The sequence below is a fragment of the Cereibacter sediminicola genome, from assembly GCF_007668225.1.
Taxonomy (GTDB): Bacteria; Pseudomonadota; Alphaproteobacteria; order Rhodobacterales; family Rhodobacteraceae; genus Cereibacter_A; species Cereibacter_A azotoformans.
The window spans coordinates 1-24658 of the sequence record NZ_VDEK01000030.1 but is presented as its reverse complement, the minus strand read 5'-3'; the positions used below and the strand labels follow the sequence as shown (position 1 = coordinate 24658).

General features: G+C 69.0%; 26 protein-coding genes and 1 pseudogene. 18 read left to right on the top strand and 9 right to left on the bottom strand.

All coding sequences use genetic code 11. The features are described 5' to 3' along the window. Positions 1-7 precede the first annotated feature (7 nt). Positions 8-481 (top strand): GNAT family N-acetyltransferase, encoded by a 474-nt coding sequence (locus FG154_RS16335; protein ID WP_145110216.1) that lies wholly within the window; start codon positions 8-10, stop codon positions 479-481. A gap of 36 nt (positions 482-517) precedes the next feature. Here the strand turns inward: FG154_RS16335 and FG154_RS16330 are convergent, their stop codons facing one another. Continuing rightward, a complete protein-coding gene (locus tag FG154_RS16330) occupies positions 518-1447 on the bottom strand; it encodes a hydrogen peroxide-inducible genes activator (protein WP_186312407.1) in 930 nt (309 codons plus the stop codon). 96 nt (positions 1448-1543) lie between these two features. Here FG154_RS16330 and FG154_RS16325 point away from each other — a divergent pair, with 96 nt between their 5' ends. Further along, a complete protein-coding gene (locus tag FG154_RS16325; RefSeq protein ID WP_145110210.1) occupies positions 1544-2506 on the top strand; it encodes a sodium-dependent bicarbonate transport family permease in 963 nt (320 codons plus the stop codon). On the opposite strand, the gene FG154_RS16320 is transcribed toward FG154_RS16325, so the two are convergent. Further along, positions 2485-3393, bottom strand: a complete 909-nt coding sequence (locus FG154_RS16320; RefSeq protein WP_145110207.1) for a LysR family transcriptional regulator — start codon at positions 3391-3393, stop codon at positions 2485-2487. The genes FG154_RS16325 and FG154_RS16320 overlap by 22 nt on opposite strands. A gap of 99 nt (positions 3394-3492) precedes the next feature. Here FG154_RS16320 and FG154_RS16315 point away from each other — a divergent pair, with 99 nt between their 5' ends. The 5 genes from FG154_RS16315 to FG154_RS16295 all read left to right on the top strand — a co-directional run bounded on the left by FG154_RS16315 (position 3493) and on the right by FG154_RS16295 (position 8799). Further along, positions 3493-4914, top strand: coding sequence for a form I ribulose bisphosphate carboxylase large subunit (locus FG154_RS16315; RefSeq protein ID WP_145110204.1), 1422 nt, complete (start codon positions 3493-3495; stop codon positions 4912-4914). 18 nt (positions 4915-4932) lie between these two features. After that, positions 4933-5286, top strand: coding sequence for a ribulose bisphosphate carboxylase small subunit (locus FG154_RS16310; RefSeq protein ID WP_145110201.1), 354 nt, complete (start codon positions 4933-4935; stop codon positions 5284-5286). Positions 5287-5370: 84 nt separating this feature from the next. After that, on the top strand, positions 5371-6174 hold the full coding sequence (locus FG154_RS16305; protein WP_145110199.1) for a CbbQ/NirQ/NorQ/GpvN family protein: 804 nt from the start codon (positions 5371-5373) through the stop codon (positions 6172-6174). Positions 6175-6183: 9 nt separating this feature from the next. Beyond that, positions 6184-8415 carry a nitric oxide reductase activation protein NorD gene (locus tag FG154_RS16300; protein ID WP_145110196.1) on the top strand — a complete coding sequence of 744 codons (2232 nt, stop codon included), beginning with the start codon at positions 6184-6186 and terminating at the stop codon, positions 8413-8415. A gap of 129 nt (positions 8416-8544) precedes the next feature. Next, positions 8545-8799 carry a hypothetical protein gene (locus FG154_RS16295; RefSeq protein WP_145110193.1) on the top strand — a complete coding sequence of 85 codons (255 nt, stop codon included), beginning with the start codon at positions 8545-8547 and terminating at the stop codon, positions 8797-8799. A gap of 187 nt (positions 8800-8986) precedes the next feature. Here the strand turns inward: FG154_RS16295 and FG154_RS16290 are convergent, their stop codons facing one another. Genes FG154_RS16290 through FG154_RS16275 form a run of 4 tightly spaced genes read right to left on the bottom strand, consistent with a single transcriptional unit; the run spans position 8987 to position 11467 of the window. Then, a complete protein-coding gene (locus tag FG154_RS16290; RefSeq protein ID WP_145110190.1) occupies positions 8987-9772 on the bottom strand; it encodes a DUF1217 domain-containing protein in 786 nt (261 codons plus the stop codon). Beyond that, positions 9769-10176, bottom strand: coding sequence for a flagellar biosynthesis repressor FlbT (gene flbT / locus FG154_RS16285; RefSeq protein WP_145110187.1), 408 nt, complete (start codon positions 10174-10176; stop codon positions 9769-9771). The genes FG154_RS16290 and flbT overlap by 4 nt, the downstream gene beginning before the upstream one ends. Continuing rightward, on the bottom strand, positions 10173-10565 hold the full coding sequence (gene flaF, locus FG154_RS16280) for a flagellar biosynthesis regulator FlaF (RefSeq protein WP_425456855.1): 393 nt from the start codon (positions 10563-10565) through the stop codon (positions 10173-10175). Before flaF ends, flbT begins: the two co-directional genes overlap by 4 nt. Before the next feature lie 59 nt (positions 10566-10624). Then, positions 10625-11467, bottom strand: a complete 843-nt coding sequence (locus FG154_RS16275) for a flagellin N-terminal helical domain-containing protein (protein WP_145110185.1) — start codon at positions 11465-11467, stop codon at positions 10625-10627. 355 nt (positions 11468-11822) lie between these two features. On the opposite strand from FG154_RS16275, the gene FG154_RS16270 reads away from it, so the two are divergent. The 3 genes from FG154_RS16270 to FG154_RS16260 all read left to right on the top strand — a co-directional run bounded on the left by FG154_RS16270 (position 11823) and on the right by FG154_RS16260 (position 13766). Next, positions 11823-12083 (top strand): spike base protein, RCAP_Rcc01079 family, encoded by a 261-nt coding sequence (locus FG154_RS16270; protein ID WP_145110182.1) that lies wholly within the window; start codon positions 11823-11825, stop codon positions 12081-12083. A gap of 66 nt (positions 12084-12149) precedes the next feature. Further along, a complete protein-coding gene (locus FG154_RS16265; RefSeq protein WP_145110179.1) occupies positions 12150-13016 on the top strand; it encodes a glycoside hydrolase family 16 protein in 867 nt (288 codons plus the stop codon). Between the two features lie 162 nt (positions 13017-13178). After that, on the top strand, positions 13179-13766 hold the full coding sequence (locus tag FG154_RS16260; RefSeq protein WP_145110176.1) for an exopolysaccharide biosynthesis protein: 588 nt from the start codon (positions 13179-13181) through the stop codon (positions 13764-13766). 149 nt (positions 13767-13915) lie between these two features. Here the strand turns inward: FG154_RS16260 and FG154_RS16255 are convergent, their stop codons facing one another. After that, positions 13916-14257, bottom strand: a complete 342-nt coding sequence (locus tag FG154_RS16255; RefSeq protein WP_108221915.1) for a carboxymuconolactone decarboxylase family protein — start codon at positions 14255-14257, stop codon at positions 13916-13918. Positions 14258-14607: 350 nt separating this feature from the next. Between FG154_RS16255 and FG154_RS16250 the strand changes: the two genes are divergently transcribed. The 5 genes and pseudogenes from FG154_RS16250 (at position 14608) to FG154_RS16230 (ending at position 19407) form a co-directional block, all read left to right on the top strand. Further along, positions 14608-15549, top strand: a complete 942-nt coding sequence (locus FG154_RS16250; RefSeq protein WP_145110173.1) for a calcium-binding protein — start codon at positions 14608-14610, stop codon at positions 15547-15549. Between the two features lie 226 nt (positions 15550-15775). Then, positions 15776-16018, top strand: coding sequence for a hypothetical protein (locus tag FG154_RS16245; protein WP_117345208.1), 243 nt, complete (start codon positions 15776-15778; stop codon positions 16016-16018). Positions 16019-16156: 138 nt separating this feature from the next. Then, positions 16157-16576 (top strand): annotated as a pseudogene (locus FG154_RS16240) (sulfate ABC transporter substrate-binding protein); the annotation flags it as partial. A 234-nt stretch (positions 16577-16810) separates the two neighbouring features. Further along, positions 16811-18100: a nucleotide sugar dehydrogenase gene (locus FG154_RS16235; protein ID WP_145110170.1), complete on the top strand. Its 1290-nt coding sequence runs from the start codon at positions 16811-16813 to the stop codon at positions 18098-18100. Continuing rightward, positions 18097-19407 carry a glycosyltransferase family 4 protein gene (locus FG154_RS16230; RefSeq protein ID WP_145110167.1) on the top strand — a complete coding sequence of 437 codons (1311 nt, stop codon included), beginning with the start codon at positions 18097-18099 and terminating at the stop codon, positions 19405-19407. The genes FG154_RS16235 and FG154_RS16230 overlap by 4 nt, the downstream gene beginning before the upstream one ends. On the opposite strand, the gene FG154_RS16225 is transcribed toward FG154_RS16230, so the two are convergent. Both FG154_RS16225 and FG154_RS16220 read right to left on the bottom strand, forming a co-directional pair. Then, positions 19328-20080, bottom strand: a complete 753-nt coding sequence (locus tag FG154_RS16225; RefSeq protein ID WP_145110163.1) for an SGNH/GDSL hydrolase family protein — start codon at positions 20078-20080, stop codon at positions 19328-19330. The two genes, FG154_RS16230 and FG154_RS16225, sit on opposite strands and share 80 nt — an antisense overlap. Further along, positions 20052-20558: an acyltransferase gene (locus FG154_RS16220; RefSeq protein WP_145110160.1), complete on the bottom strand. Its 507-nt coding sequence runs from the start codon at positions 20556-20558 to the stop codon at positions 20052-20054. The genes FG154_RS16225 and FG154_RS16220 overlap by 29 nt, the downstream gene beginning before the upstream one ends. 141 nt (positions 20559-20699) lie before the next feature. Between FG154_RS16220 and FG154_RS16215 the strand changes: the two genes are divergently transcribed. The 3 genes from FG154_RS16215 to FG154_RS16205 are packed head-to-tail and all read left to right on the top strand — an operon-like array spanning position 20700 to position 24406. Continuing rightward, positions 20700-21944, top strand: a complete 1245-nt coding sequence (locus tag FG154_RS16215) for a right-handed parallel beta-helix repeat-containing protein (protein ID WP_186312404.1) — start codon at positions 20700-20702, stop codon at positions 21942-21944. A gap of 21 nt (positions 21945-21965) precedes the next feature. Next, on the top strand, positions 21966-23414 hold the full coding sequence (locus FG154_RS16210) for an O-antigen ligase family protein (RefSeq protein ID WP_145110154.1): 1449 nt from the start codon (positions 21966-21968) through the stop codon (positions 23412-23414). Next, positions 23411-24406: a glycosyltransferase family 2 protein gene (locus FG154_RS16205; RefSeq protein WP_145110151.1), complete on the top strand. Its 996-nt coding sequence runs from the start codon at positions 23411-23413 to the stop codon at positions 24404-24406. The genes FG154_RS16210 and FG154_RS16205 overlap by 4 nt, the downstream gene beginning before the upstream one ends. Positions 24407-24658 lie beyond the last annotated feature (252 nt).

The window sequence follows — 24658 nt, the reverse complement described above, 5'->3', positions numbered from 1 at the left end:
GCCGCCCATGCCAACCGACGCCAATCTCGACATCCGCCGCGACGATCCGACCGATCCCGCCTTCGCGCCGCTCTTCGAGCGTCACCTCACGCTCATGTGGGCCACCTCGCCCCCCGAGAGCGTCCATGCGCTTGATCCCGCCGACCTCGCGGTGCCCGGCGTCCGCTTCTACGGCATGCGCCGCGCGGGCCTGCTTGTCGGCATGGGCGCCTTCAAGGCGATCGACGCGACCCACGCCGAGATCAAGTCCATGCATGTCCTGGCCGAGACGCGGGGCCAGGGGCTGGCCGCGCGCCTGCTCGCGCATCTGCTGGCCGAGGCGCGCGCGGCGGGCTTCGCGCGCATGAGCCTCGAAACCGGGGTGGAGCCGGCCTTCGCTCCGGCGCGGACGCTCTATGCCCGCGCGGGCTTTGCGCCCTGCGGCCCGTTCGAGGGCTATCGGGAGGATCCGAACAGCCTCTTCATGACCCGCAGCCTCTGACCCCGCCAAGGGTGCGGAAGGGCCCGTCGGCCGGGATCAGGCGGGACCGGACCCGGGGGCCTCGCCCGCCAGCCCAAGCGCCGCGACCGCCTGATGCAGGGCGGCCTGGACCAGATCCGGCCCCGCCTCATCCCCGCCGATCGGCCGGATCAGGGCGATGTCGCGGCTGGCGCCCTCGGCGCGCAGAAGCCGCAGGGCGACGTCGCGGCGCAGCGCGGCCTGCTCGCGGGCGTAAAGCTCGGGCAGGATCGCGATGCCGGCCCCCGAGGCCGCCATCAGGCGCACGGAATCGAGGCTCGTCCCCTCGTAATCGTCCGACACGATCCCGCCGCAGCTTGAGGCCAGCGCGTGGACGATCCGCGACAGCCGGTGCCCGCGGTCGAGCGTCAGGAACATCCGCCCGCGCAGATCGGCGGCCGCCACCGGCCCCTCCGACGCCGCCAAGGGATCGTCCCGCGCCACCGCGATCCACAGCCGCTCGCCGAAGAGATGGATCTGGCGCGTGTTGGGATGATCCTCGGGCGTCGAGACGATCAGGTCGAAGCGGCCCGCGCGCAGGCCCTGTTCCAGGCCGTGCGTGTTCTCCTCGCGCACGGCCACCCGCAGGTCGGGGTGCTGGCGGTGGATCGAGGCGATCGCCCCCGGCAGCAGGTAGGGCCCGATCGAGGGCAGCACCCCCAGCCGCAGCCGCCCGCCGAAGGGCAGGCCGTGGGTGACGCTGGCGCGCAGATCCTCGACCTCGCGCAGGATCTTCTGGGCGCGGCGGATCACCTCGGCGCCCGCCGCGGTGGGCTGCACGCCCGAGCGCCCGCGCTGGAAGAGCCGCGTGCCCAGATCGGCCTCGACCTCGGCGATCTGGGCCGAAAGGCTCGGCTGGCTGACGGCCAGCGCCTCGGCCGCCAGACCGAAGCGGCCAAGGCGGGCCACGGCCACGATATATTCCAGCTGGCGCAGGGTGGGGCGCATGTCCATAGCCTTGAACTATGGGAGGAGTAGAAACGATGTATTGGGCTTATGCAAGCGGGTGGTGCATCGGGCGGCGACCCTTGCAAGGAGCCCCTCGTGCCATCCGCCCTCGACATCCTGACCGGCAATCTTCTGGTGCCGACGATCCTGTTCTTCGTACTCGGCCTGATCGCGGCCCTTGCCCGCAGCGACCTGTCGATCCCCGCGGGGGCGGCGAAGTTCATGTCGATCTATCTGCTGCTGGCGATCGGCTTCAAGGGCGGGGTCAGCCTCGCGGCCCATGGCGTCAGCGCCGACCTGTTCCTGGCGCTGCTGGCGGGGATGGCGCTGTCGCTGGCGATCCCCTTCGTGGCCTTCGCGCTGCTGCGGGCGATGACGCGGCTCGACCGGCTGAATGCGGCGGCGGTGGCAGGGCACTACGGCTCGATCTCGATCGTGACCTTCGTGACGGCGACCAGCCTGCTCGATGTGGCCGGCATCGCCCATGACGGCTACATGGTGGCCGTCGCCGCCGCGATGGAGGCCCCGGCGATCGTCTCGGCGCTGTGGCTGGCCCATCGCGGCGGCGGGGCCGCGGCGCGGCCGATCCGGCTCGGGCGCGAGCTGCTGGCCAACGGCTCGATCGTGCTGCTGGTGGGCGCCTTCGCCATCGGCGCCCTGACCGGCGGCCGGGGGATGGAGATGATCGCCCCCTTCATCGTGACGCCCTTCACCGGCATCCTGTGCCTGTTCCTGCTCGACATGGGCGTGACGGCGGGGCGCAGCCTGACCGGCAACCGGCACCTGCTGACGCCGGGCCTTCTGGCGGTGGGCGTGCTGATCCCGCTGGCCGGGGCCGCGCTGGCGCTGGGGCTGGGGGCGCTGATCGGCCTGTCGGGGGGCAGCCTCTTCCTGCTGACGGTGCTGGCGGCCTCGGCCTCCTACATCGCGGTGCCGGCGGCGATGCGGATGGCGCTTCCCGAGGCCGAGCCGGGGATCTACCTGACCATGTCGCTGGGCGTGACCTTCCCCTTCAACCTGACGCTGGGCCTGCCGCTTTACCTGTGGCTCGCGATCTGAGAGGGCGCGCCTTGCGTCAGATGGGCCAGGAAGGCCGCGGCCGCCACCGAGAGGTGCTTGCCGCGGGGATAGGCCACGTTCCACACCCGCATCAGCGGAAAGCCCTGCACGTCCAGCGCCACCAGCCGGCGCGTCGCCGCCTCGACCGCCATCGTGTCCTGCGACAGGATCGCGAGCCCGAGCCCCGCCGCCACCGCCTCCTTGATCGCCTCGTTCGAGCCCAGCTCCATCCGCACCCGCGGTCGGACGCCGCAGTCGGCGAAGAACCGTTCCGCGGCGGCGCGGGTGCCCGAGCCGGGCTCGCGCAGGATGAAGGGCGCCTCGGCCAGTTCCGCGAAGGGCACGGCCCGCGCCCCGGCCAGCGGGTGATCGGCCGGCGCGAGCAGCAGGATCGGGTTCCGCGCGACGGGGGTCGCCACCACGTCGAGCCCCTCGGGCGGCTGGCCGAGGATGCAGAGATCGTCCTCGTTCGCAGCCAGCCGCGCGATCACCGTCTGGCGGTTGGTGACGGTCAGCGCCACCTCGATGCCGGGGTTCAGCGTGCAGAACTCGCCCAGGAGCCGCGGCAGAAAATACTGCACGGTCGAGACGATGGCGATCTTCAGCCGCCCGCGCCGCAAGCCCTGAAGGTCGGCCAGCTGCATCTCGAGCCGCTCGATCCCCTCCAGCGTCTCGCGCGCCGTGGCGACCACCGCGCGGCCCGCCTCGGTCAGGTGCAGCCGCTTGCCGATCCGCTCGATCAGCGCGGTCCCCAGCGCCTCTTCCAGCTGCTTGACCTGCGCGAAGACGGCGGGCTGGGTCAGGTGCAGTTCCTCGGCCGCGCGGGTGTAGCTGGCGTGGTGCGCGACCGAGGCGAAGACCTGCAACTGGCGCAGCGTGCAGCGCATGAATAACCTTTTACCTGTTCTGATACTTAAAACTATTCAGTTTGGTTTAGTCCTGCAAGGCGCCATACCGTCCCCGACCAAGGGACAACGAGGACCATCATGGCCGCCAAGACCTATGACGCCGGAGTGAAGGACTATCGCTCCATCTACTGGGAGCCGCAGTATCAGGTGAAGGACAGCGACATCCTCGCCGTCTTCAAGGTGGTGCCGCAGCCGGGCGTGAGCCGCGAGGAGGCCGCCGCCGCCGTCGCCGCCGAAAGCTCCACCGCCACCTGGACGACGGTCTGGACCGACCTTCTGACCGACCTCGACTATTACAAGGGCCGGGCCTACGCGATCGAGGACGTGCCGGGCAGCGACGAGGCCTTCTACGCCTTCATCGCCTATCCGATGGACCTGTTCGAGGAAGGCTCGGTCGTCAACGTCTTCACCTCGCTCGTCGGCAACGTCTTCGGCTTCAAGGCGGTGCGCGCCCTGCGGCTGGAAGACGTGCGCTTCCCGCTGTGGTTCGTGATGACCTGCCCCGGCGCGCCGCACGGGATGAAGGTCGAACGCGACCTCCTGGACAAGTATGGCCGCCCGCTTCTGGGCTGCACGATCAAGCCGAAGCTGGGCCTGTCGGCCAAGAACTACGGCCGCGCGGTCTATGAGTGCCTGCGCGGGGGGCTCGACTTCACCAAGGACGACGAGAACGTCAACTCGCAGCCCTTCCTGCGCTGGCGCGACCGCTTCCTGTTCTGCCAGGAGGCGATCGAGAAGGCCGAGGCCGAGACCGGCGAGCGCAAGGGTCACTACATGAACGTGACCGCCGGCACGATGGAAGAGATCTACGAACGCGCCGAGTTCGCGAAAGAGATCGGCACGCCGATCATCATGTCGGACTATCTGACGGTGGGCTGGTCGGCGCACACGAGCCTCTCGCGCTGGTGCCGCAAGAACGGGATGCTGCTGCATGTCCACCGCGCCATGCATGCGGTGATGGACCGCAACCCGAACCACGGCATCAACTTCCGGGTGCTGGCCAAGATCCTGCGGCTGATGGGCGGCGATCACCTCCATTCCGGCACCGTCGTCGGCAAGCTGGAAGGCGACCGCGAGGCCACGATCGGCTGGATCAACCTGCTGCGCGACCGCTTCATCAAGGCCGACCGTTCGCGCGGGATCTTCTTCGAACAGGACTGGGGGCCGCAGCCGGGCCTGTTCCCGGTGGCCTCGGGCGGCATCCATGTCTGGCACATGCCGGCGCTGGTCTCGATCTTCGGCAATGACTCGGTCCTGCAGTTCGGCGGCGGCACGCTCGGCCACCCCTGGGGCAACGCGGCCGGCGCCTGCGCCAACCGCGTGGCACTCGAGGCCTGCGTGCAGGCCCGCAACGACGGCCGCAACCTCGAGAAGGAAGGCAAGGAGATCCTGACCAGGGCCGCCCAGACCAGCCCCGAGCTGCGCATGGCGATGGAGACCTGGAAGGAAATCCGGTTCGAGTTCGACACCGTCGACAAGCTCGACGTGCAGCACCGCTGAGGCAGAGGAGACAGGAAAATGAGCGTTCAGGATTACAAGTCGCGGCTGTCCGACCCCGCAAGCCGCAAGATGGGCACCTTCTCCTATCTGCCGCCGATGACCGAGGACGAGATCCGCCGGCAGGTCGAATGGATCGTGAAGAACGGCTGGAACCCGGCCATCGAGCACACCGAGCCGGAGTTCGCCTCGGGCACCTACTGGTACATGTGGAAGCTGCCGATGTTCGGCGAAACGGATGTGGACACGATCCTGGGCGAGCTGAAGGCCTGCCACGAGGCGAACCCCGAGAACCACGTCCGCCTGATCGGCTACGACAACTTCACCCAGAGTCAGGGCGCCAACATGGTCGTCTATCGCGGCGCCGCCGTCTGAGACCGCCGCTCGCCACCCCTTGCGGTGGCGGGCCGCTTGCCCGCCGCGTCCTCCCCGCGGCGGGCCCCTTCCCCCGAGGTCATCATGGACGCCATCACCCACCCGTTCCGCATCGCGGCCGAGCCCTGGTATCGCCCTGTCGCGGACGAGATCGCGCTGTTCGAGGCCGCCCACGCCGCCCGGATGCCCGTCATGCTGAAAGGCCCCACCGGCTGCGGCAAGACCCGCTTCGTCGAGCACATGGCCTGGCGGCTGGGCAAGCCGCTCGTCACCGTCGCCTGCAACGAGGACATGACGGCCTCGGATCTCGTGGGCCGGTTCCTTCTGGATGCCGACGGCACGCGCTGGCAGGACGGGCCCTTGACCTTCGCCGCCCGTCACGGCGCGATCTGCTACCTGGATGAGGTGGTCGAGGCGCGGCAGGACACGACCGTGGTGATCCACCCGCTGACCGACAACCGCCGCGTGCTGCCTCTGGAGAAGAAGGGCGAACTCCTGCGCGCGCATCCCGACTTCCAGCTCGTGATCAGCTACAACCCCGGCTACCAGAGCCTGATGAAGGACCTGAAGCAATCCACGAAGCAGCGGTTCGGCGCGCTGGATTTCACCTGGCCCGAGCATGGCGTGGAAGTGGAGATCGTGGCCCACGAGGCGGGGGTGGACCTCGCGCTGGCCGACAAGCTGGTCGCGATCGCGGAACGCGCGCGCAACCTGAAGGGCCACGGGCTCGATGAGGGGATCTCGACCCGGATGCTGGTTCATGCGGGCCATCTGATTGCCCGCGGCGTGGCGCCGGTTGCCGCCTGCCGGATGGCGCTGGTGCGGCCGATCACCGACGATCCCGACATGCGCGACGCGCTCGACGCGGCCGTGACCACCTATTTCTAGGGGGATGCCATGACCCTCCTCGCCCCGATCGACGACCTCTCCCCGACCGCCCGCGCGTGCCTGGCCGATCTGGCGCCCGAGGCCGCCCGCCGCCTCTCGCCCCGCGGCCTCGAGGTCTGGCGCGAGGGCGCGGCGGCGCTGACCCGGATCGGGCGCGGAGAGGAGCTGGTCTGCGCCTGGATCGAGGCCGCACCCCCGCTTGCCCGCGAACTGGGCGAGGATGTGCTGCCCGATCTGGCGCAGGAGTGCCTGGGCCTTGCCTCGCGCACCTCGGGCGCGGTGATCGCGCAGGTGCTGGCGACGGCACCCTTGGCCGCCCGGCGGCTGGGCGATGCGGACCTGTTCCGCGCCTATCTCGGTTTCCTGAACGTGCTGCTCGCGCAGGCGCCGCGGGGGCTGCGGCCGATGCTCGGGCATCTTGACGAGCTTCTGGGCGTGCTGACGCTGGGGGGCCTGCGTCGCTGGGCGCTGTGGGGGGCCGAGGCGCACCGCACCAACTATGCCGAACAGGCCCGCTACTTCGCGCTGGAAAGCGCCGAGGCGAAGGCGGTCCTGCAACGCGAGCGCAAGGGGGTGCTGTTTGTCGACATCCACCGCCGGATCGGCGCCTACCTCCGCGCGCTCTGGGGCCGCGATTTCGCGATGCGCCCGACGTCGGGCGACTATGAGGCGCGCGAGGGGCTCAGGCCCTTCATCGAGGGCGGCACCCTGCATCTGCCCGACGCCTGGGACGACTGGCAGGGGGTGGCGGGCCTTGACCTCTACCGCGCGGCCGCCGCCCATGCCGCGGCGCATCTGGTGGCCCGGCGCGGGCCGACCGGAATGGACGGCCTCTCGCCCCTCCAGCGCGCCTGCATCGGCCTGTTCGAGGATGCCCGCGCCGAGGCGCTGGCCATTGCGCGCTTTCCCCGCCTGCGCGACCTCTGGGCGCGGTTCCATACCGGCGACGGACCGTTAGACCGCATCGCCCGCGCGCTGCTGCTGGATGAGGTGGCCACCGACCCCCACGCCCTCTGGGCCCACGCGGCCTGGGCCGGGGCGGACCCGTCCGAGGCCACGTCGCGCAGCCTGGGCCTTGCGCTCGCCGAGCGTCTGGGCACCCTAGCCCCGCCGGTCGCCGCCCCCTACCGCGACGACAACCGCGCGCTGTGGGAGACGGACGAGGCCGAATGGGACATGAGCCCCGCGCCCGAACAGCGGCGGCTTTACGTCTCGGTCTCCGAGATGGTGAACGAGGTCGAGGTCGAGACCGCCGGCGAGGATGCGCAGGAGGTCTGGGTCTGCGCCAGCGAGTTCTTCGACGACGCCGGCACCAGCTTCAACGCCCGCGAGGGGCGCGAGCCGGTCTCGCCGCCCCGCACCTACCCCGAGTTCGACCACCGCATCGGCCTCTACCGCCCCGACTGGGCGACCGTGCTGGAAAAGCGCCCGAAGCCGGGCGATCCGCAGGTGGCCGAGGCGATCCTGACCGAGAACCGTCCGATCCTCTCGCGGATGCGCCGGGTGCTCGAGGCGATGCAGCCGCAGGGCGTGCAGCGCCTGCGCCGGCTGGAAGAGGGCGACGACCTCGACCTGAACGCCGCCATCGCGGCGCGGCTCGACATGCGGCTGGGCCGCCAGCCCGACCCGCGGGTGATGATGCGGCAGGTCCGCAGCACGCGCGACGTGGCGGTGATGCTGCTGCTGGATCTGTCCGAATCCACCAACGATCCCTTGGCCGCCGGGGGCCGCCTGATCGACGTCACCCGCGAGGCGACGGTGCTCCTGGCCGAGGCCGTCCATCGCGTGGGCGATCCCTTCGCGCTGCACGGCTTCTGCTCGGACGGGCGGCACAATGTCTTCTACCAGCGGTTCAAGGACTTCGGCGACAGCTGGGGGCCGATGGGCAGGGCGCGGCTGGCGGGGATGGAGGGGCGGCTCTCCACCCGCATGGGCGCCGCGATCCGCCACGCGGGCTGGCACCTCGGCCAGCAGCGGGCGGCGCGCAAGCTGCTTCTGGTGCTGACCGACGGCGCGCCCGCCGACATCGACGTGCGCGACCCCGCCCACCTGCGCCACGACGCCCGCGCCGCGGTGGACGAGGTGACACGGCAGGGCGTGCAGCCCTTCTGCCTGACGCTCGACCCGCAGGCCGACACCTATGTCGCGCAGATCTTCGGCCCGCGCGGCTACCAGATCCTCGACCGCATCGACCGCCTGCCCGAGCGCCTGCCGAGGCTCTACGCCGGGCTCGCCCGCTGAAAGAGCCGCGGCGCTTCCCCGGCACCCGATCATCCGACGGCCAGGAAGACCGGCCCGGCCCCCGGCGGGCCGGACGGCGCAGGCCCGCCGAGGCTTCGGGATCCGGGCCTCATGCCCCGTGAGAGCATCGTGGTGACTTACAGTCTGAACGGATCGCTGGACGACTGGACAAGCGAAAAGCAGCTCGGCACAGCCGCCACCGACGGATCGAATCACGCGCTCCATGGCAATCTGGCGGGCGACAGCTTCGTCTTCTCCCTCTCGACCGACGGTGTGCCGATCGGCCAGGGCACGACGATCTGGCTCGACACCGACATCGACCGCAGCACCGGCTACCAGGGGTTTCACCGGCGGGACGGAATACAACATCAACATTGGCCCTGACGGGATCCCGCGCCTCTACAGCGGTGCGGCCGGCGAGACGCTGGTGGGCGCGCTCACCTATGCCACCAACGCCGCGGGCAGGTGGTCGAGATCCGTGGTGCCGCAGTCGCTGCTGGCCGGATCGCCCGAGGCGGTGCGGGTGCTGGCCGACGTGAACGGCATCTCGAGGCGCCCTGGTCCGGCGATTTCAGCCGCCCAGCAGGGTCAGGGCGATCTGGCCGGGGCTGGAACTGACCGACGTGCCCAGCTCGGCACGGATCAGGAAGGTCTTGATCAGCTTGTCCCGCACATCGGCATCCGCGAACTGCGAGACCGAATTGCTGCCGAACATCGCCTCGGCCTTGTTCCTGTAGACCTCGAGCTGCCGGTCGAGGTCGAGGGCGGCAAAGGCCTTCGGCAAGCCGAAGGCGCCGTCGAAGACAGCGCGCATCGAGGTCGAGCCCAGGACGCTGTACCACTTGGCAGTCTCGCTCGTGTCGCCGGCGGCGAGGGTGGCCATCTCGCGGTCGAGGGTGAGGGCGAGGCCCATGTTCCCGTCCAGCTCGCCCACCGCGCTCTCGAAACTGCGCGCCCGGTACTGTGCGGCGATCCGGTCGGCGAAGCCCTCGGCCGTGGTCCCCGCCCCGCCGCCTTCGAAGCCGAAGGTCTTTGTCAGCGCGAGCCACCTCTTGTCCGAGAGCCGGTTGGCCAGCGCCCCCTTGTCGCCCGACCCGTCGGTCAGGACCTTGCGGATCAGGGCCTTGCCGTCGATCGCCTCCTCGAGGCCGAAGGCGCCGAGCGCGACCTTGAGCAGCCGGTAGTCCGAGACAAGATCCTCGGCGGTGCGGACGGTGCCGATCTTCTCGGCGAAATAGGCCACGTCCTTCCGCACCTGCTGGCTCTGGTCGTGGACCTCGCGCTGACGCTCCATCGTGCGCTCGAGGAAGCGCCAGCCGGCGTAGCCCGACAGCGGGAGGACCGGCTGGACGCTCATCGCGCGCCCGCCACAGCAAGAAGGCGCGCCTCGCGGGGCAGAAGGCTCCGCAGCGCCTTGAGGATCTGGTAGTGCTGGCCGGCGAGCACCGCCGCCGTCGCCACACTCAGCTGGGCGCGGCTGTCCGCATCCGTCAGCACCTGGCTCAGCTGCTCGATCCCGCGCAGCAGTTGGGGCTTCATGTCCTCGAAGGTGGCGTCGCCCGACAGGACGAGCTGGGCCATGTAGCAGATCCGGCGGACGGGCGTGTTCGCCTCTTCGGGGCGGATGGCGTCGCGCTGGCGCAGGATGACCGAGTTGGGCGTCATGACGGTGATGCGCGAGCGGCGGTCGCCGTTCTCGATCACCGCGCCGTTGATCATCACCCGCTCGCCCGGGCCCAGTCTCAGGACGAGGCCGCTCATGATCCGCCCCCCTGCCCCGCAAGGCCGCGCATCACGGCGGTGTTGATGTCGATGAGCAGGTCGATGTCGGCCGAGCGCGCGAGCACCTTGGATGAGTGCTGCTGGACGATCTCGTAGAGATAGAAGATCCGGGCGCGCAGGTCGCGCGGCAGGCCGTTGTCGGGATGGGCCACATCCATCGCGAACTGGAGCCAGAGCTTGCGGTTCTGCTCGATCGCGGCCGCGAGGGCGGGAAAGGCGAGCGGGTCGGGCTTGTCCGCCTCCTTCAGCCGGGCGGTGATCTTCGCCAGCAGCGCATATTCGGTGGATCGCGGCGTTCGCGCCGAACCCTGACCCGCGCCATAGGCGTTCCGGGCCATCGTGGAAGCATTCACGTTCTGTCCTTCCATGTCTGGGAGCGTCTTGCCCTACCGGAGGGGCCGGAGCGTTTCGCCCCGGCCCGCCGGACTTAGCGGAACAGCGAGAGAATGTTCTGCGGCGCCTGGTTGGCGATCGAGAGTGATTGGGTGGCCAGCTGCTGCTGGACCTGCAGCGCCTGCAGCCTGGCCGAGGCGGCCTCCATGTCTGTGTCCGTCATGACGCTGATGCCGACCTTGATCCCGTCCGCAACCTTGGACACGAAGTCCTTCTGGTCGGCAATCTGCGCGGCTGCGGCGCCAAGCGTGGCGCCAGCAGTCAGGATAGCCGTGCGCATCGTTTCGATCTCGCCCAGTGTGGCGGCAGCATCCGTCGTGTCGGCGACGCCTGTGAAGGTTATGCCCGTGACGTCCGCCTCCAGATCCGTGCCAGTGATCGTAATGTGTTCAAGCGATGCGGCAGCACTGGGGGACGCACGCGTTACAGAAGAAACCACGTTGTAAGTGGCGTCAGTCCCATTTGGGTTTTCGTTGAGCAGGTTGATGCCATTGACTTGAGAGCCCGCGACGACGCTGTCCATCTTTTCTTTGAGCGACGTGATTTGTGACTCGATCGCTGTCGTATCCGCCCCTTCGCTCGTTGCCGCAACGACAAGCTTCTCGATTTCGTTCAGCGTTTTGGTCAACTGCTCGATGCCGGAGAGCGCAACCTTGGTGGTCGCTTCGCCGACGCCGAGGCTTTCGGAAACGGCTTCGAACATAGCAACGTCGGCCTGCATCACCTTCGAGACCGACCAGATGGCCGCACCGTCCTTCGCGGAGCCGATGCTCTTGCCGGTTGAAATCTCGTCCTGCGTCTTCGCGAGGCCGCTGTTGATGCTTTTCAGGGTCTGCAGCGCGACCATGGCGCTGGTGTTGGTCAGGATGCTGGACATTGCTGTCACCTTTCGAATGGACGCTCGGCGTCGTTGGGTTTCGCCGCGGGCTGCGGCACGTCGAGTCGTTCTGACCCCGTGGTTCACGGCCCCGCCGCCACCACGCCGCCTCGGGAGATGCGCCCTGTGAGGCTTGCCGGCTGCGGGTGAAGGATCCGCTAACGCCCACCTCGGGGCGGGCCGGTCTCTGTGCGCGATTTGCCGAAAATGATCCGGGATCGGTGCGCCGCGGCAGAGGGCCGGAACGGGCAGCGCGCGCCCGCTTCAGCAGGTCTTAGCGGCCCCGTGGTCACATGCGGGCCGTCCCGCCGGGTCTGCGCCCGTCGGAGCCTTCCGCGCTGACCAGGAGATCGCGATGAAAGAGCCCTTCAAGTTCCACCATGCCGGCCTCACCGCGCCTGCCTCGGGCGCCCTGGTCATCACCCCGTCGGACGGAAGCGATCTGCCCTCGGCCATCCGCGCGGTGACGCTGGGCGGCGAGGGACGGCTCAGCTTCGTGGGCTGGGACGGGCAGATCCACACGACGGGGCCGCTGCCGGCGGGAACCTACGCGCTTCTGGCCTGCCGCATCCGCGCCACCGGCACGACCGCGACCGACATCACCGGATGGATCTGAGGCGGGCGATCACCCCGAGGGCCCGGCCTCCTGCCGGGCCACCCCACAGGAAAGGAGAGACGTTTCATGGCCTATGACCCTGATCTGCAACCCATCATCGACGGCTTCGGCAGCCGCATCGCCGCGCTCGAGGCGGCCGTCCCCGCCCCCGGAGGCGCGGCGGATCTCGCGCCGCTCACCGCGCGGATGGTGTGCGTCGAGGACAAGCTCTCGGCGATGGCCCTGGCCCTGGGCAGCGTGGTCCTGCCGGTGGAGCCCCCGCCCGCGCCGCCCGCCCTCGAACTGCCGGAGGGCTACCGGCGCACGGGCGACTTCCGCCGCGCCCGGGGCGATGCGGCCAACTGGTCGCTGGACGAGCTGATCATGACGACCTGGCTTGGCGGCGTGGGCACGATGGGCGATCCCTCGCTGATCGACTGGGAGACGGACGGCTCGGCGCTGCTGAAACACCGCGACGGCACCCCGCCGCGGTCGGGCGTGATCCAGGTCAACAAGGCCAAGGCCAGCGGCACGTGGGGCGCGATCCTCGAGGTGGTGGACGAGGGGGCGGTCTGCGCCTTCTTCACCTATGCCTCGAACGCGCGCGAGTTCGACTTCGAGCTGATCCGGAAGGACGGCGCGACGGTCTGGGCGATCGGCATCCACATGCCGAAGACCGGCGGCGGCACGGTCTCGTCGCCGAAGGTCCATGTTCCGCTCGCCGCCGGCATCCACCGCTACGAGTTCGCCTATGACGCGGAGGCGGTCACCTTCTGGATCGACGGGGCGCAGGTCGCGCGCTTCACCGCGGCCGACGTGCCCGGCGCCTCGTGGGAGATGGAGGCGAAGATGCAGATCCTCTGCTCGGTCGAGCATCACGCCGCCTGGGCCGGCTGGACCGCCGCGGACTATGCCGGTGGCGCCGCGATGCGGGTCCATGCGCTTCTGGCCTGATCTCTCCGCAGCCGCAGGGCCCCAGGCCGGCCCTGCGGCGCGTCCGGTGGCCCTTCGCCATGAACCCGCCGCCGGTTCCGTCAGGGTGCGCGCGGCGGGTGCGCGCGGCGCAGGAACCCCGTCCGGTCCGGGGCCGTTGCTGCGGGGAGCCGGAGGATGCACATGGCCGAACCCACGAGGGCGCTGAGCGACGTTCTGGACGAGCTGGAGGGGGCGGTCCATGACGAGGATGTCGCCGTGCAGGAGATCGTCGACCGGCTGGGCGACCGCTCCTTCGCCTCGCTGATGCTGGTCTTCTCGCTGATCTCCACCTCGCCGGCGAGCGCCATTCCGGGCATCACCACCTTCGTGGCGGTCGTGGTCTTCATCCTGACCGTGCAGATGATCGTCGGACGCAAGAGCGCCTGGCTGCCCGGCTTCATCACCCGGCGGCGGGTGTCGAGCCGGATGCTCTGCAAGGGGATCTCGTGGCTGCGCAAGCCGCTGCGCTTCACCGAGCGCTTCATCGGCAAGCGGCTTGCCTTCCTCGTGCACCGGCCCTGGCTGTTCCTGCCGCTGGCCTGCATCCTGGTGCTGACGCTCGTCATGCCCTTCATGGAGGTGATCCCCGCCTCGGGCTCGGTCGCCTCGGCCGCCATCGCCCTCTTTGCGGCCGGCCTGCTGACGCGGGACGGGGCGCTCGTGCTCGTCTCGCTGATCCCGCTCTCGGCGGTGCCCTTCCTGATCTGGCAGGTGGGGTTCGGCATCTGAGGGCTCCGGGGGCGGCAGGCGCCGCCACCCGGTCACGGACGCCGCGCCAGGCTACCCTTCATGGACCGGCCGATCCCGCAGGACCGGCGCGGGCCGCTGGCCGGCCGGCCAGCGCGGAGGGCGGCCGGGTTGCGGGGCGGCACGGCGGGTCAGCCGGCGGCGGCCAGCTCGTCCCAGCAGGCGAGGGCCTTGGCGGCATACATCATGCCGGGCCCGCCGCTCATCTGGATCGCCATGGCCAGCACGTCGCCCAGTTCCTCGCGGCTGGCGCCGGCCTTCATCAGCGCCTCGACATGGAGAACGATGCAGGGCTCGCAGCGCTGCACCAGCGCCATGCCGAGCGCCACGAATTCCTTCTCCTTGTGGCCGAGGACGCCGCTCTCCTTGACCGCCTTCGAGAGGGCGCCGAAGCCCCGGGTCTGCTCGGGGGCGGCCTTGTAGAGCGCGCGCAGCTCGTCGCGGATGTCGTCGATCTTCTGTTTGTAGCTCATCGGTCCTGGTCTTTCCTTGTCCCGCTCCGGCGGGAGTGGCGGCTCGGTCGCCCCCGGAGGCCGAGCGAGCCTCCCCTCCGGGAGGGCACCGGGGCTGGCTCTCATAGACAGGCCGCCGCCGCCGCGTCAGTGACCATGTCACGCAGGGCCGGGGCCAGGATGTCCCACCCGGGACGGGAGCGCCGTTCGGCAAGATCGTGCACGGACGCCGCGGGCGCGCCACAAAGGCGACGCAACTTCGACACGCACCCGTCCAGATGCCGGACGAAGGTAGGCCCTGCCCGATCGACGAAGGGGTTCGGGGCGGGCAGGATGTTCCAGGCCGACAGCCGGCCGCAGGAAGGCAGTGAATGGCAGACATTTTCGCGAACGTCGGGCTGAACATGGATCAGCTCGACCTCAACCGGATTTACCGCTTCGGCTTCGGCGCCGAATTTTTCGACAACATCAACGAGACCTTCAACGGCATCACCTATACGGACATCTTCGCGGCCGGCTGGTCCTACGGCGGCGAGGATTACGGCAGCCTCTTCGGCGGCCGGTCGATCGGCTATTCCTCCGTGACGGGCCACATCACCGGGGGAACGGTGACGGGCTATGTCGAGGCGGTCCTCTCGGACGGCTACTATGAAACGACCTGGGGCATCGAACGGGCCTCGGTGTCGGCCGTTTCGCTCTACCAGGCCGGTCTGACCCGCTCGACCACGGACGACATGGCGATCCTGCGCTCGCTTCTGGCCGGCAACGACCGGTTCGACCTGTCCAACATGGCCGATCTCGTCCGCGGCCACGGCGGCGACGACACGATCCTCGGCCGCGGCGGGCACGACCGTCTCTTCGGCGGGGCGGGCCAGGACCGGATCGACGGCGGGTCGGGAAACGACCGGCTTTACGGCGAGGCGGGCCATGACCGGATCGACGGCGGCACCGGAGCCGACCTGATCTGCGGCGGCGCCGGGCGCGACCTGCTGCTGGGCGGAGCCGACCGGGCGCGCGACGTCTTCCTGTTCCGCTCGGTGGCGGACAGTCGGCCGGGCAAGGACCATGACACGATCCGCAATTTCATCCCGGGGATCGACGACATCGACCTGCGCCCGATCGATGCCCGTCCCGCGTCGGGCGACCAGGCCTTCACCTTCAGCGGCGGCACGGCGCGCGCCTGGTCGGTCTGGTGCGTGGATACGGGACCGGACATCCTGGTGCGGGCCGACGTGACCGGCGACGGGCGGGCGGATTTCGAGATCCTCGTGGCCAACGTGGACCGGCTGACCGCGAGCGACTTCCTGCTCTGAAATCCCTGCCGCCGCGCGCCGGGGGCGGAGGCACCCTCCGGCGCCGGCCGCCTTGTGCCCCGCCGGTTGAAGTGGCGGATCCGGGCCCTATATCCTGTCAGGTCTCCCCCGGATCGGCCTGTCGGCCCCGCTGCGGGAGCCGAGCGAACATTCCCTTCATTCGATGAAGCATGGCGGCGGATTGCCGCCCAACAATGCGGCAAGCGCCGCCAAGAGAAAGCAGACCATGGCACTTGAATTCGACATCACGACCCGGAACGGCCCGGTGCAGGCACAAGGCACGGTGGACGGCATCGTGCCCTTTCACTTCGAGGATCACGGCGATCACTGGACAGCCCGGATCGGCGGCCACTGGCAGCATACCGAGCCGCAGTCCACCGCCCCCGGCCCCCGCCGCATGGCCGAGGCCCGGCGCAACATCTACCGCGCCCTCGCCCTGTTCCGCAGCCAGGCCAAGCGTCAGGCCTGAACCGGGCGCCGCCCGGCGGGCGCAGCGCGAGCGCCCCTTCCCCTGCCCCTCGGCCCGCAAGACGGTGGCCCGCCGGATCTTTCTTGTGATGGCCCCGCCCGGCCCCTAGCTTGGGCGCATGATCACGCAAAAGATGAAATATGCGCTGAAGGCCCTCATGGTCCTCGCCGAAGCCACGGCGGTTCCGGCGCGCAGGCCCGCGCAGTGATCGACGGGCCGGGCGCGCAGGTGGTGACGCTGGCGCTGGCTTCGGACATCGACGCGATCGCGGCCAGGTCGGGCAGGATCCCGGCCGACTGGCAGGGCCGGCTGCCGCACAATTCCTCGCCCTACACCTCGACCATCGTGTTCCTTGTGCGCGAGGGCAATCCCAGGGGCATCGCCGACTGGGGCGATCTGGTGGCCGACGGCGTGCAGGTCATCACCCCCAACCCCAAGACCAGTGGCGGGGCGCGCTGGAACTACCTCGCCGCCTGAACCTGGGCCGAGAAGAACGGTCGGGATCCCAGGGCCTTCCTGCAGGATCTCTTCGCCCATGTGCCGGTGCCGGGCCTCGGTCAGCCGGAGAGGGATGCCCTTTGGCCAGGTTGCGAAGCCTGAATTCCAGAGCGCCCGAAATCAATGAATCCGGAAGCCGTCTTTTTTTAGCCCGGAGGCAAAGGCAAGGCGACTGCGAGGTTTTTACAACAATGCAGAGGATCCTCCACCCGAAGCGAACCGGGTGTTTTCCCGCTGTTGCGAAGCGCCGCAGGAATCTTGAGAACACACGAAATTCCACGGGACAGCCTCCTTATGCATATCGTTATCTTCGGAATTGGATATGTCGGCCTGACCGCCGCCTGCTGCATTGCCAGCGAAGGCCACAGGGTCACCGGCATCGACGTGAGCCAGGACAAGGTCGCCTCCCTCCTGGCGGGCAGGGCACCCATCATCGAACCGGGGATCGACGCAATGATGGCGGAGGCGCTGGCGGCGGGCCGCCTGCATGCGGCGACGGACATCGGCGACCATCTCGATGACGCCGACATCGCCATCGTCTGTGTCGGCACGCCCTCCGCCCCGGACGGCTCGCACAACATGCGCTACATCGCCGACGTGACCCGGCAGATCGCCGAAGCGGTCGCAGGGGCGCCGCGCGACAGGATCCTGACCGTCGCCTACCGCTCGACCTTCCGTCCCGGCACGATCGAGGAGCTGGTGATCCCCCTGTTCGAAAGCGAGACCGGCGCCGACTGGGCCAGCAAGGTCGAGATCGTCTACAACCCCGAGTTCCTGCGCGAGGGATCGGCGGTGGAGGACTACTTCGCCCCGCCGAAGATCGTGATCGGCACCCGTGACGGCCAGCCCTCGGCCAACATGGAGGCGCTGCATGCCAACATCGAGGCCCCCACCTTCCATGTCGCCTTCCGCACGGCGGAGTTCACCAAGTTTGCCGACAACAGCTGGCACGCGGTCAAGGTGGCCTATGCCAACGAACTCGGCCGCGTCTGCCTTGACCTGGGCGTGCCGCCCGCCGAGATGCACCGGATCTTCGTCTCGGACACCAAGCTGAACATCTCGGCCTGCTACATGCGCCCCGGCGGCGCCTTTGGCGGCTCCTGCCTGCCCAAGGACGTGCGGGCGCTGCAGCACATCGCCGGCGACATCGGCACCACGACGCCGCTGGTGGACAGCCTGCTGCGCTCGAACGAGGCGCACAAGCACCGCCTGTTCCTGCACGCCACCGCAGGGCTGGCCCCCGGCGCGCGGGTGCTGATGGCGGGCCTGGCCTTCAAGGCCGACACCGACGACCTGCGCGAAAGCCCGAACGTCGACCTGGCGCGCAAGCTTCTGACGGCGGGCTACCGGCTCGACATCTTCGATCCGGCGGTGGATGCCCGCAAGCTGATCGGCGCCAACCTGGGCTACGCCTACAGCCAGCTGCCGCAGCTGAGCCGCCTGCTGGTCGGCCGGGACACCGCCGAGGCCGGCGGCTATGACCGGGTGATCGCCACCAACAGGACCGTCCGGCTGCTGTCCCTGCCCAGGGGGACGCAGATCGTCGACCTGGGCCGGCTGGACGCCGTGAGGGAAGCCGAATGACCGGGGCCGGGAGCGCCTCCGACATCCTTGCGCGCCTGCGCGAGACGCGCCCGCTGGCGGGGCGCAAGGTGCTGATCCTGGTCGAGAACCTGCCCCTGCCCTTCGACCGACGGGTCTGGCACGAAAGCCTGACCCTGCACGCCGCCGGAGCAGAGGTTTCGGTGATCTGCCCCACCGGCAAGGGGTATGAACGGCCCTACGAGGAGATCGAGGGGATCCACATCCACCGCCACCCGCTGCCGCTGGATGCGAGGGGGGCCGCCGGCTACCTCTTGGAATATTCGGCCGCGCTCTGGCACCAGATGCGGCTGGCGTCGAGGATCCGGCGCGAGCGGGGCTTCGACACGATCCAGGCCTGCAATCCGCCCGACCTGCTGTTCCTGGTCGCGCTGCCCTTCAAGTGGTTCCACGGCACGCGCTTCATCTTCGATCACCATGACATCAACCCCGAGCTCTACGAGGCCAAGTTCGGCAAGCGGGGCTTTTTCTGGAAGCTGATGGTCTGGCTGGAGCGGCGGACCTTCCGTGCCGCGCAGGTGGTGATCTCCACCAACCAGTCCTACCGCCAGATCGCCCTGACGCGGGGCGGCAAGGCGCCCGAGGATGTCTTTGTCGTACGCTCGGGCCCGAACCTGGAAAAGCTGCGCCTGATGCCGCCCGATCCGAAATGGCGCAACGGGCGGGCGCACATGGTGGGCTATGTCGGCGTCATGGGCGACCAGGAGGGCATCGACCTGCTGCTGGAGGCCGCGCGCGAGATCGTCCTTGACCGCGGCCGGGACGTGCAGTTCGTGCTGGTGGGCGGCGGTCCGGCGATGGCGGAGCTCAAGCGGATGACCGCCGACCTGGGGCTGTCGGATCATGTGACCTTCACCGGACGGGCGCCCGACGAGGAGCTGTTCTCGGTGCTTTCCTCGGCGGATGTCTGTGTGAACCCGGATCGGGTGAACCCGATGAACGACAAGTCAACCATGAACAAGATCCTGGAATACATGGCGTTTTCCAAGCCGATCGTGCAGTTCGACGTGACCGAGGGGCGCTATTCGGCTCAAGGGGCCTCGCTTTATGCGCGGCCCAACGACACGTCGGACATGGCCGGGAAGATCCTGTCGCTGATCGACGATCCCGCCCGCTGCGCCGAGATGGGCCGCATCGGCCGCGAGCGGATCGAGACGGAACTGAGCTGGGCCTTTCAGGTGGAGGCGCTGATCGCGGCCTATGTCCGCGTCATGGAGAAACAGGCGCAGGGGGGCACCCGGGCAGCCCCGCGGCCCGGGTCAGCAGTCCGGCCACCGCCGGCACGATGACCTGTGCCGCCACCTGCGGATCCGGGTGCAGCCCGTCCGCGCCGAGACCACGTTCGGCGCGCGGCCGGGCAAGCCAGCGGGGATGGAGGTCGATGACCCCGGCGCCCATCTCTTCGGCCATGCGGACATACTGGCGGTAATGCGCCCCGAGCCGCGGCCGCAGGGCCCCGCGCAGCCCCTGGGCGGGGCTCATCGTCATCAGGAAGACCGCGGTGCCGGGCGAGGCCGTGCGCAGCTGCCGCAGCAGCGCCGCATGTCGCGCCCGCGACGCCGCAAGCCCCGTCCCGTCCCACAGGTCGGCGTCATTGATGGCAAACTCGATCAGCAGGACGTCGGGGCGGGTGGCCGCGACGGCGGCAACCTGCGTCAGGCCCCAGTCCACGCCGGACCCCGGCCGGGCGATGACCGCGATGTCGGCGCCTTGCCCGCGGCAGGCGGCGAGCGCCGTCCCGAGCCGTTCCGTCCAGGGCTCGCCGTGCGACAGGCTGGTGCCGAGGATGGTCAGCCGCAACGGGCGGTCCGCAGGCAGATGCAGCGCGATCAGGCGATCCTGCGGGGCGGGGGCCGGACGTCCGGGGACCAGGCTCCAGGCGGCAAGACCGCCGGCGACGAGCGCCAGAAGGACGGCGCCGGTCCGCAGGACGTCACGTCCGGCCCGAGGACGCCAGCGCATCTTCGGTGGCGTCGGCCGTCAGGAAGCGGCCATAGGGGCCGACCTCGATGCCGGAGCGCACGATCACCGCCGGGTTGCCCGCCACGATGCTGCGCGGCGGCACGGACTTGGTGACGATGGCGCCCGCGGCCACGATGGAATTGTCCCCGATCTCGATCCCCGGAAGGATCATCGACCGCCCCCCGATGAAGCAGTTCTCGCCGATGCGCGTGTGCAGGTAGAGGCCCCGCGTCCGGTCGTGCGTCAGGATGCGCGCCTCGAAGGCGACGTAGGAATGGGCCCCGACATGCACACCGATGGGAAAGGTCCGGTCGAACCTGGCCGACAGGGACATCTGCATGGTCGGATGCAGATCCATCTTCCAGACCCGCGTCAGGAACACCCGCCGGAGCGCGACGAGCCCGTTTCGCAGGCCGGCAAAGCGATTGAGCCCCCTGCGCCGGGCTTTCTTCAGCCCCGCTGCAACTTCATCTGGCATGGCGACTCTGCTTCAACTATCAATGACACGGAATTTTGCGGGTGCAGAAACTCGACAATGTGCTTAAAGCAAGTCGCCGATTTCGCAAGACCTTGCCTTCGCCGCGCCAGTCCCGCCACGGGCGGCATCATGATCCGCCGGATGTCGAGGCCCTTGATCCGCACGCTTCCGGGCAAGATCCTGATGGTCGGCCTGTCCGGAATGGCATGGGCGGGCCCGGACGGGAGGGTCGGCTCACAGGCGGAACTGGACCAGGCCATCGCCTCCGGCATCCCGACGATCCGTCTGGCCGCCGGGGTCTATGACCGGCTCCAGGTGGTCAGGCACGACCGACCGTTGCGGATCATGGCCGCGGACGAGACGGATCCGCCGCGCTTCCGGGCGGCGACCATTGCCGACAGCGCCGACGTGACGCTGGAACATCTGGTCTTCGACCATGTCTTTCGCGGCGATGACGCGCCGCTCTGGATCGCTCCCTTCCGCCTCTACCGCTCGCGCAACGTGGTGCTGGACCAGGTCATCTTCGACGGCGACCTCTATCGCAGCGCCTCGCCGATCGACGACGGTTTTCCCGGCGGGCAGGCGCTGATCGCCGAGGACATGACGGGGCTCACCATCCGCAACAGCGATATCCGCAGGTTCTGGGTCGGGGTGTCGATCTTCCGCAGCGACAACATCCTGTTCGCCGGGAACAGGATACACGGTCTGCGCAAGGACGGCATGAACCTCGCGCAGGTCCGTGATGTGCGGATCGAGAACAATCACTTCCATGATTTCGACAGGTCGGTGGACTCGGGGGACCATGCCGATTTCATCCAGCTGTTCTCGACCAACACCACGAAACCCTCGGTGGGCGTGACGATCCGCGACAACATCCTCAACGCGGGGCACGGGCACCACACCCAGAGCATCTTCTTCCGCAACGATCCGGTCGACCTCGGCAAGGCGGGAGAGGAAATGTTTTTCAGAGATGTGCTGATCGAGAACAACGTGATCATCAACGGCCACCTGCATGGCATCACCATCGGCGAAAGCGACGGGCTGACGATCCGCAACAACACCCTGATCCGCAATCGCGTCTCCGAGGGGAAGGGGTTCTCGGACATCCTGGCTTCGCCGCGGATCACCGTCGCCTCCCGCAGCCGCGAGGTCACGATCGAGCGCAACGCGGCCCATGGATTTCCCGCCGCCCGGAAGCCGGACTGGGCCGTGACCGGCAACCTCGTCATCCAGGACGAGACCCGCACGAAGCCGGGGGTCTATGCCGAGGTCTTCGAGGACGGGCTGACGCGGGACCCGTCGAACCTCGCGGCCTTCCGCTACCGCGCCGGCGGCCCGCTCGACGGCACGGGGATCGGCGCGCCGCAATTGTCCCGTACCCCGTAGCGCCGCCGGTTTCCCGCGATCATGAACAGCATCCCCGAGACACGTTCCGAAAGGCCGGGCCTTGCGCCGGGCAAGGCCTTTGCCCCCGCCCGGCGAAAATTCCTCGTCAGGCTCATCATCGTCGCGCTGCTGATCCCCATCTCCTTCGAGGTCGCCAGCATCCGGCTCACGCCCTCGCTGATCCTGATGATGCTCCTGTTCCCGGCCCTGCTGCAGCAGTTCTTCACGCGCGTCGTGCCCTGGCGGATGCCGGACCTGTTCTTCTTCCTGTTCATCGTCTGGCAGGGGCTGTCGATCCTGATCAACAACCCGGAACGTTTCGTGGCCTTCACCGGCCAGCAGACCCTGCTGACGCTGGCGGGCTACCTGGCCGGGCGTCTCTTCATCCTCGACCGCGAGGACTTTGTCTCCTTCGTGAAGTTCTGGGCGCTGATGTCGATGATCAGCGTTCCCTTCGCGCTGTACGAGGCCCTCCGGGACGATCCGATCCTCCTCAGGATGGTGGCCGAACACACGCCCTTCACCACCTTCGAGGCCAACGACTACGAGGCCCGCATGGGCCTGTTCCGGGCCCAGTTCGTCTTTTCGCACCCGATCCACTACGGGCTCATGGGGGCCCTGATCATCGTGCCCTATGCGTTGGGTGTCGGGCCGAGGCTGGGAGGGGCCGCGCGGGTCGTCGGCACCGGTCTGATCGGGCTTGCCACCTTCCTGTCCGTCTCCAGCGGGGCCGTGCTCGCCGTGCTTTTGCAGCTGGGGGTGCTCGCATGGTACCGGATCGCGCAGAAGGTCGGGCCTCCCTGGCGCGTCCTGCTGGCCTCGGGCGGCCTGTTGTACATCGCGCTGGAACTGGCCTCCACCAAGAACGCCTTCGCCGCGATCAGCGGACGGCTCGCGTTCAACGCCCAGACGGCCTACTACCGCACGCTGATCTGGGACTATGGCAGCGCACAGATCATGCGGACGCCGATCTTCGGCAACGGCTACAACTACTGGCCGCGCCTGCCCTGGATGACGGCCAGCATCGACAACCACTGGCTCTACATGACCATGGTCCACGGCCTGCCCGCGCTGTTCCTGATGGTCGGCGCCATCCTCTACGCCTTCCTCGCCGTGAACCGGCCCGGGCTTTGCGGTGATCGGGAACTCGACCGCATGCGCCTGGCCTGGACGCTGTCGCTCATCGGCCTGTGCATGAGCGCCTCGACCGTGGCGCTCTGGGGCGAATTGCAGATGTTCGTCCTGTTGCTGCTCGGGGCGGGTTTCTGGCTGGCCGACACGGCGGCCGACGCCGGAGCCTCCCCGGAGCCGGAGGTCCCCGACCGGAGCCTCCGTTTCACCCGCTTCCCACCCGGAACGCCCCGCGCGGAACCGGGGCGGCGCGCGACGGCCTACACCCGATTGCGAACGGACGATCCCCTCAGGACCGGCCCGGTCCGGCCGATCAGCCACACGAGGACAGACACGTGACCGCAGGCAGCCTTCCCCTCGCACCGGACACCCCCGAACTGACCGTCATCATTGTCAGCTACAACACGCGCGAGCTGACGCTGAAGGCCATCGAGACGCTCCACGACACGACACGCGCCACCCGCTTCCGCACCGTGGTGCTCGACAACGCTTCCTCCGACGGGTCCGCGGAGGCCATCATCCGCGCCTTCCCCCAGGTCGAGGTGATCGCCTCGCGCGAGAACCTCGGCTTTGCCAAGGCCAACAATGTCGTGGCCGCCGCAGCCCGCACCGAATGGCTGCTGCTGCTCAACCCCGATACCGAATGCCACGCCGGGGCCATCGACAACCTGCTGGCCTTCTCGAAGGCCAATCCCCGGGCCGGGATTACCGGCGGGCGGACGGTGTTTCCCGACGGCTCGCTCAACATCGCCTCCTGCTGGCGGCGCATCACGCCCTGGTCGGCCTTCTGCAAGGGAACCGGCCTGTCCGGTGTCTTTGCCGGCGGCACCCTGTTCAACCCCGAGGCCATGGCGGACTGGAAGCGCGACAGCGTGCGCGAGGTCGATATCGTGCAAGGTTCCTTCCTGATGATCCGCCGGACGCTCTGGGAGGAACTGGGCGGCTTCGATCCGAAATATTTCATGTACGGCGAGGAGGCGGACCTCTGCCTGCGGGCGCGGAAGCTTGGATACCGGCCGATGATCACCCCGGATGCCGAGATCATGCACCTCGTCGGCGCCGCCTCGCGAACCCGGGCGCACAAGTACGTCCTGAGCGCGAAGGGGCGCATGACGCTGATGGAGCAGCACTGGCCAGCCTGGCAGGTGCCCTTCGGCCGCGCCATGCTCGCCTTCTGGGCCGGCAGCCGGGCGCTGGTCTTCGGCATCGTGGCGCGCCTGACCGGGCGCCAGCGCGCCCGAGCCGCCCATTGGGCCGAGGTCTGGTCGCAGCGTCATGATTTCCTCGAGGGATACAAGGATCCGCCCCGAGCCATGGCTGAATCCGGGTGACGCGCTCATCGGGCGGCGCGGCTTGCGGTATCGCCTACACCGTCCGGCCTGAACAACGGCGAAGCGGTTGATCCAAGGCGATAAACCCGAGGTTTCAGTCGCCATGGCCTGCAGGATTTCGTAGGACTCGGCCCGGAACCCTGCCATTTCGGCCCGCTGCATGAAGCACCGTCCCCGTCCGCCCGAGCAGAACGATCGTAACCACCCGGTTGTGGCCGCCTGCCCGGGGTGAGGTCGTTTCCTTATGCTACG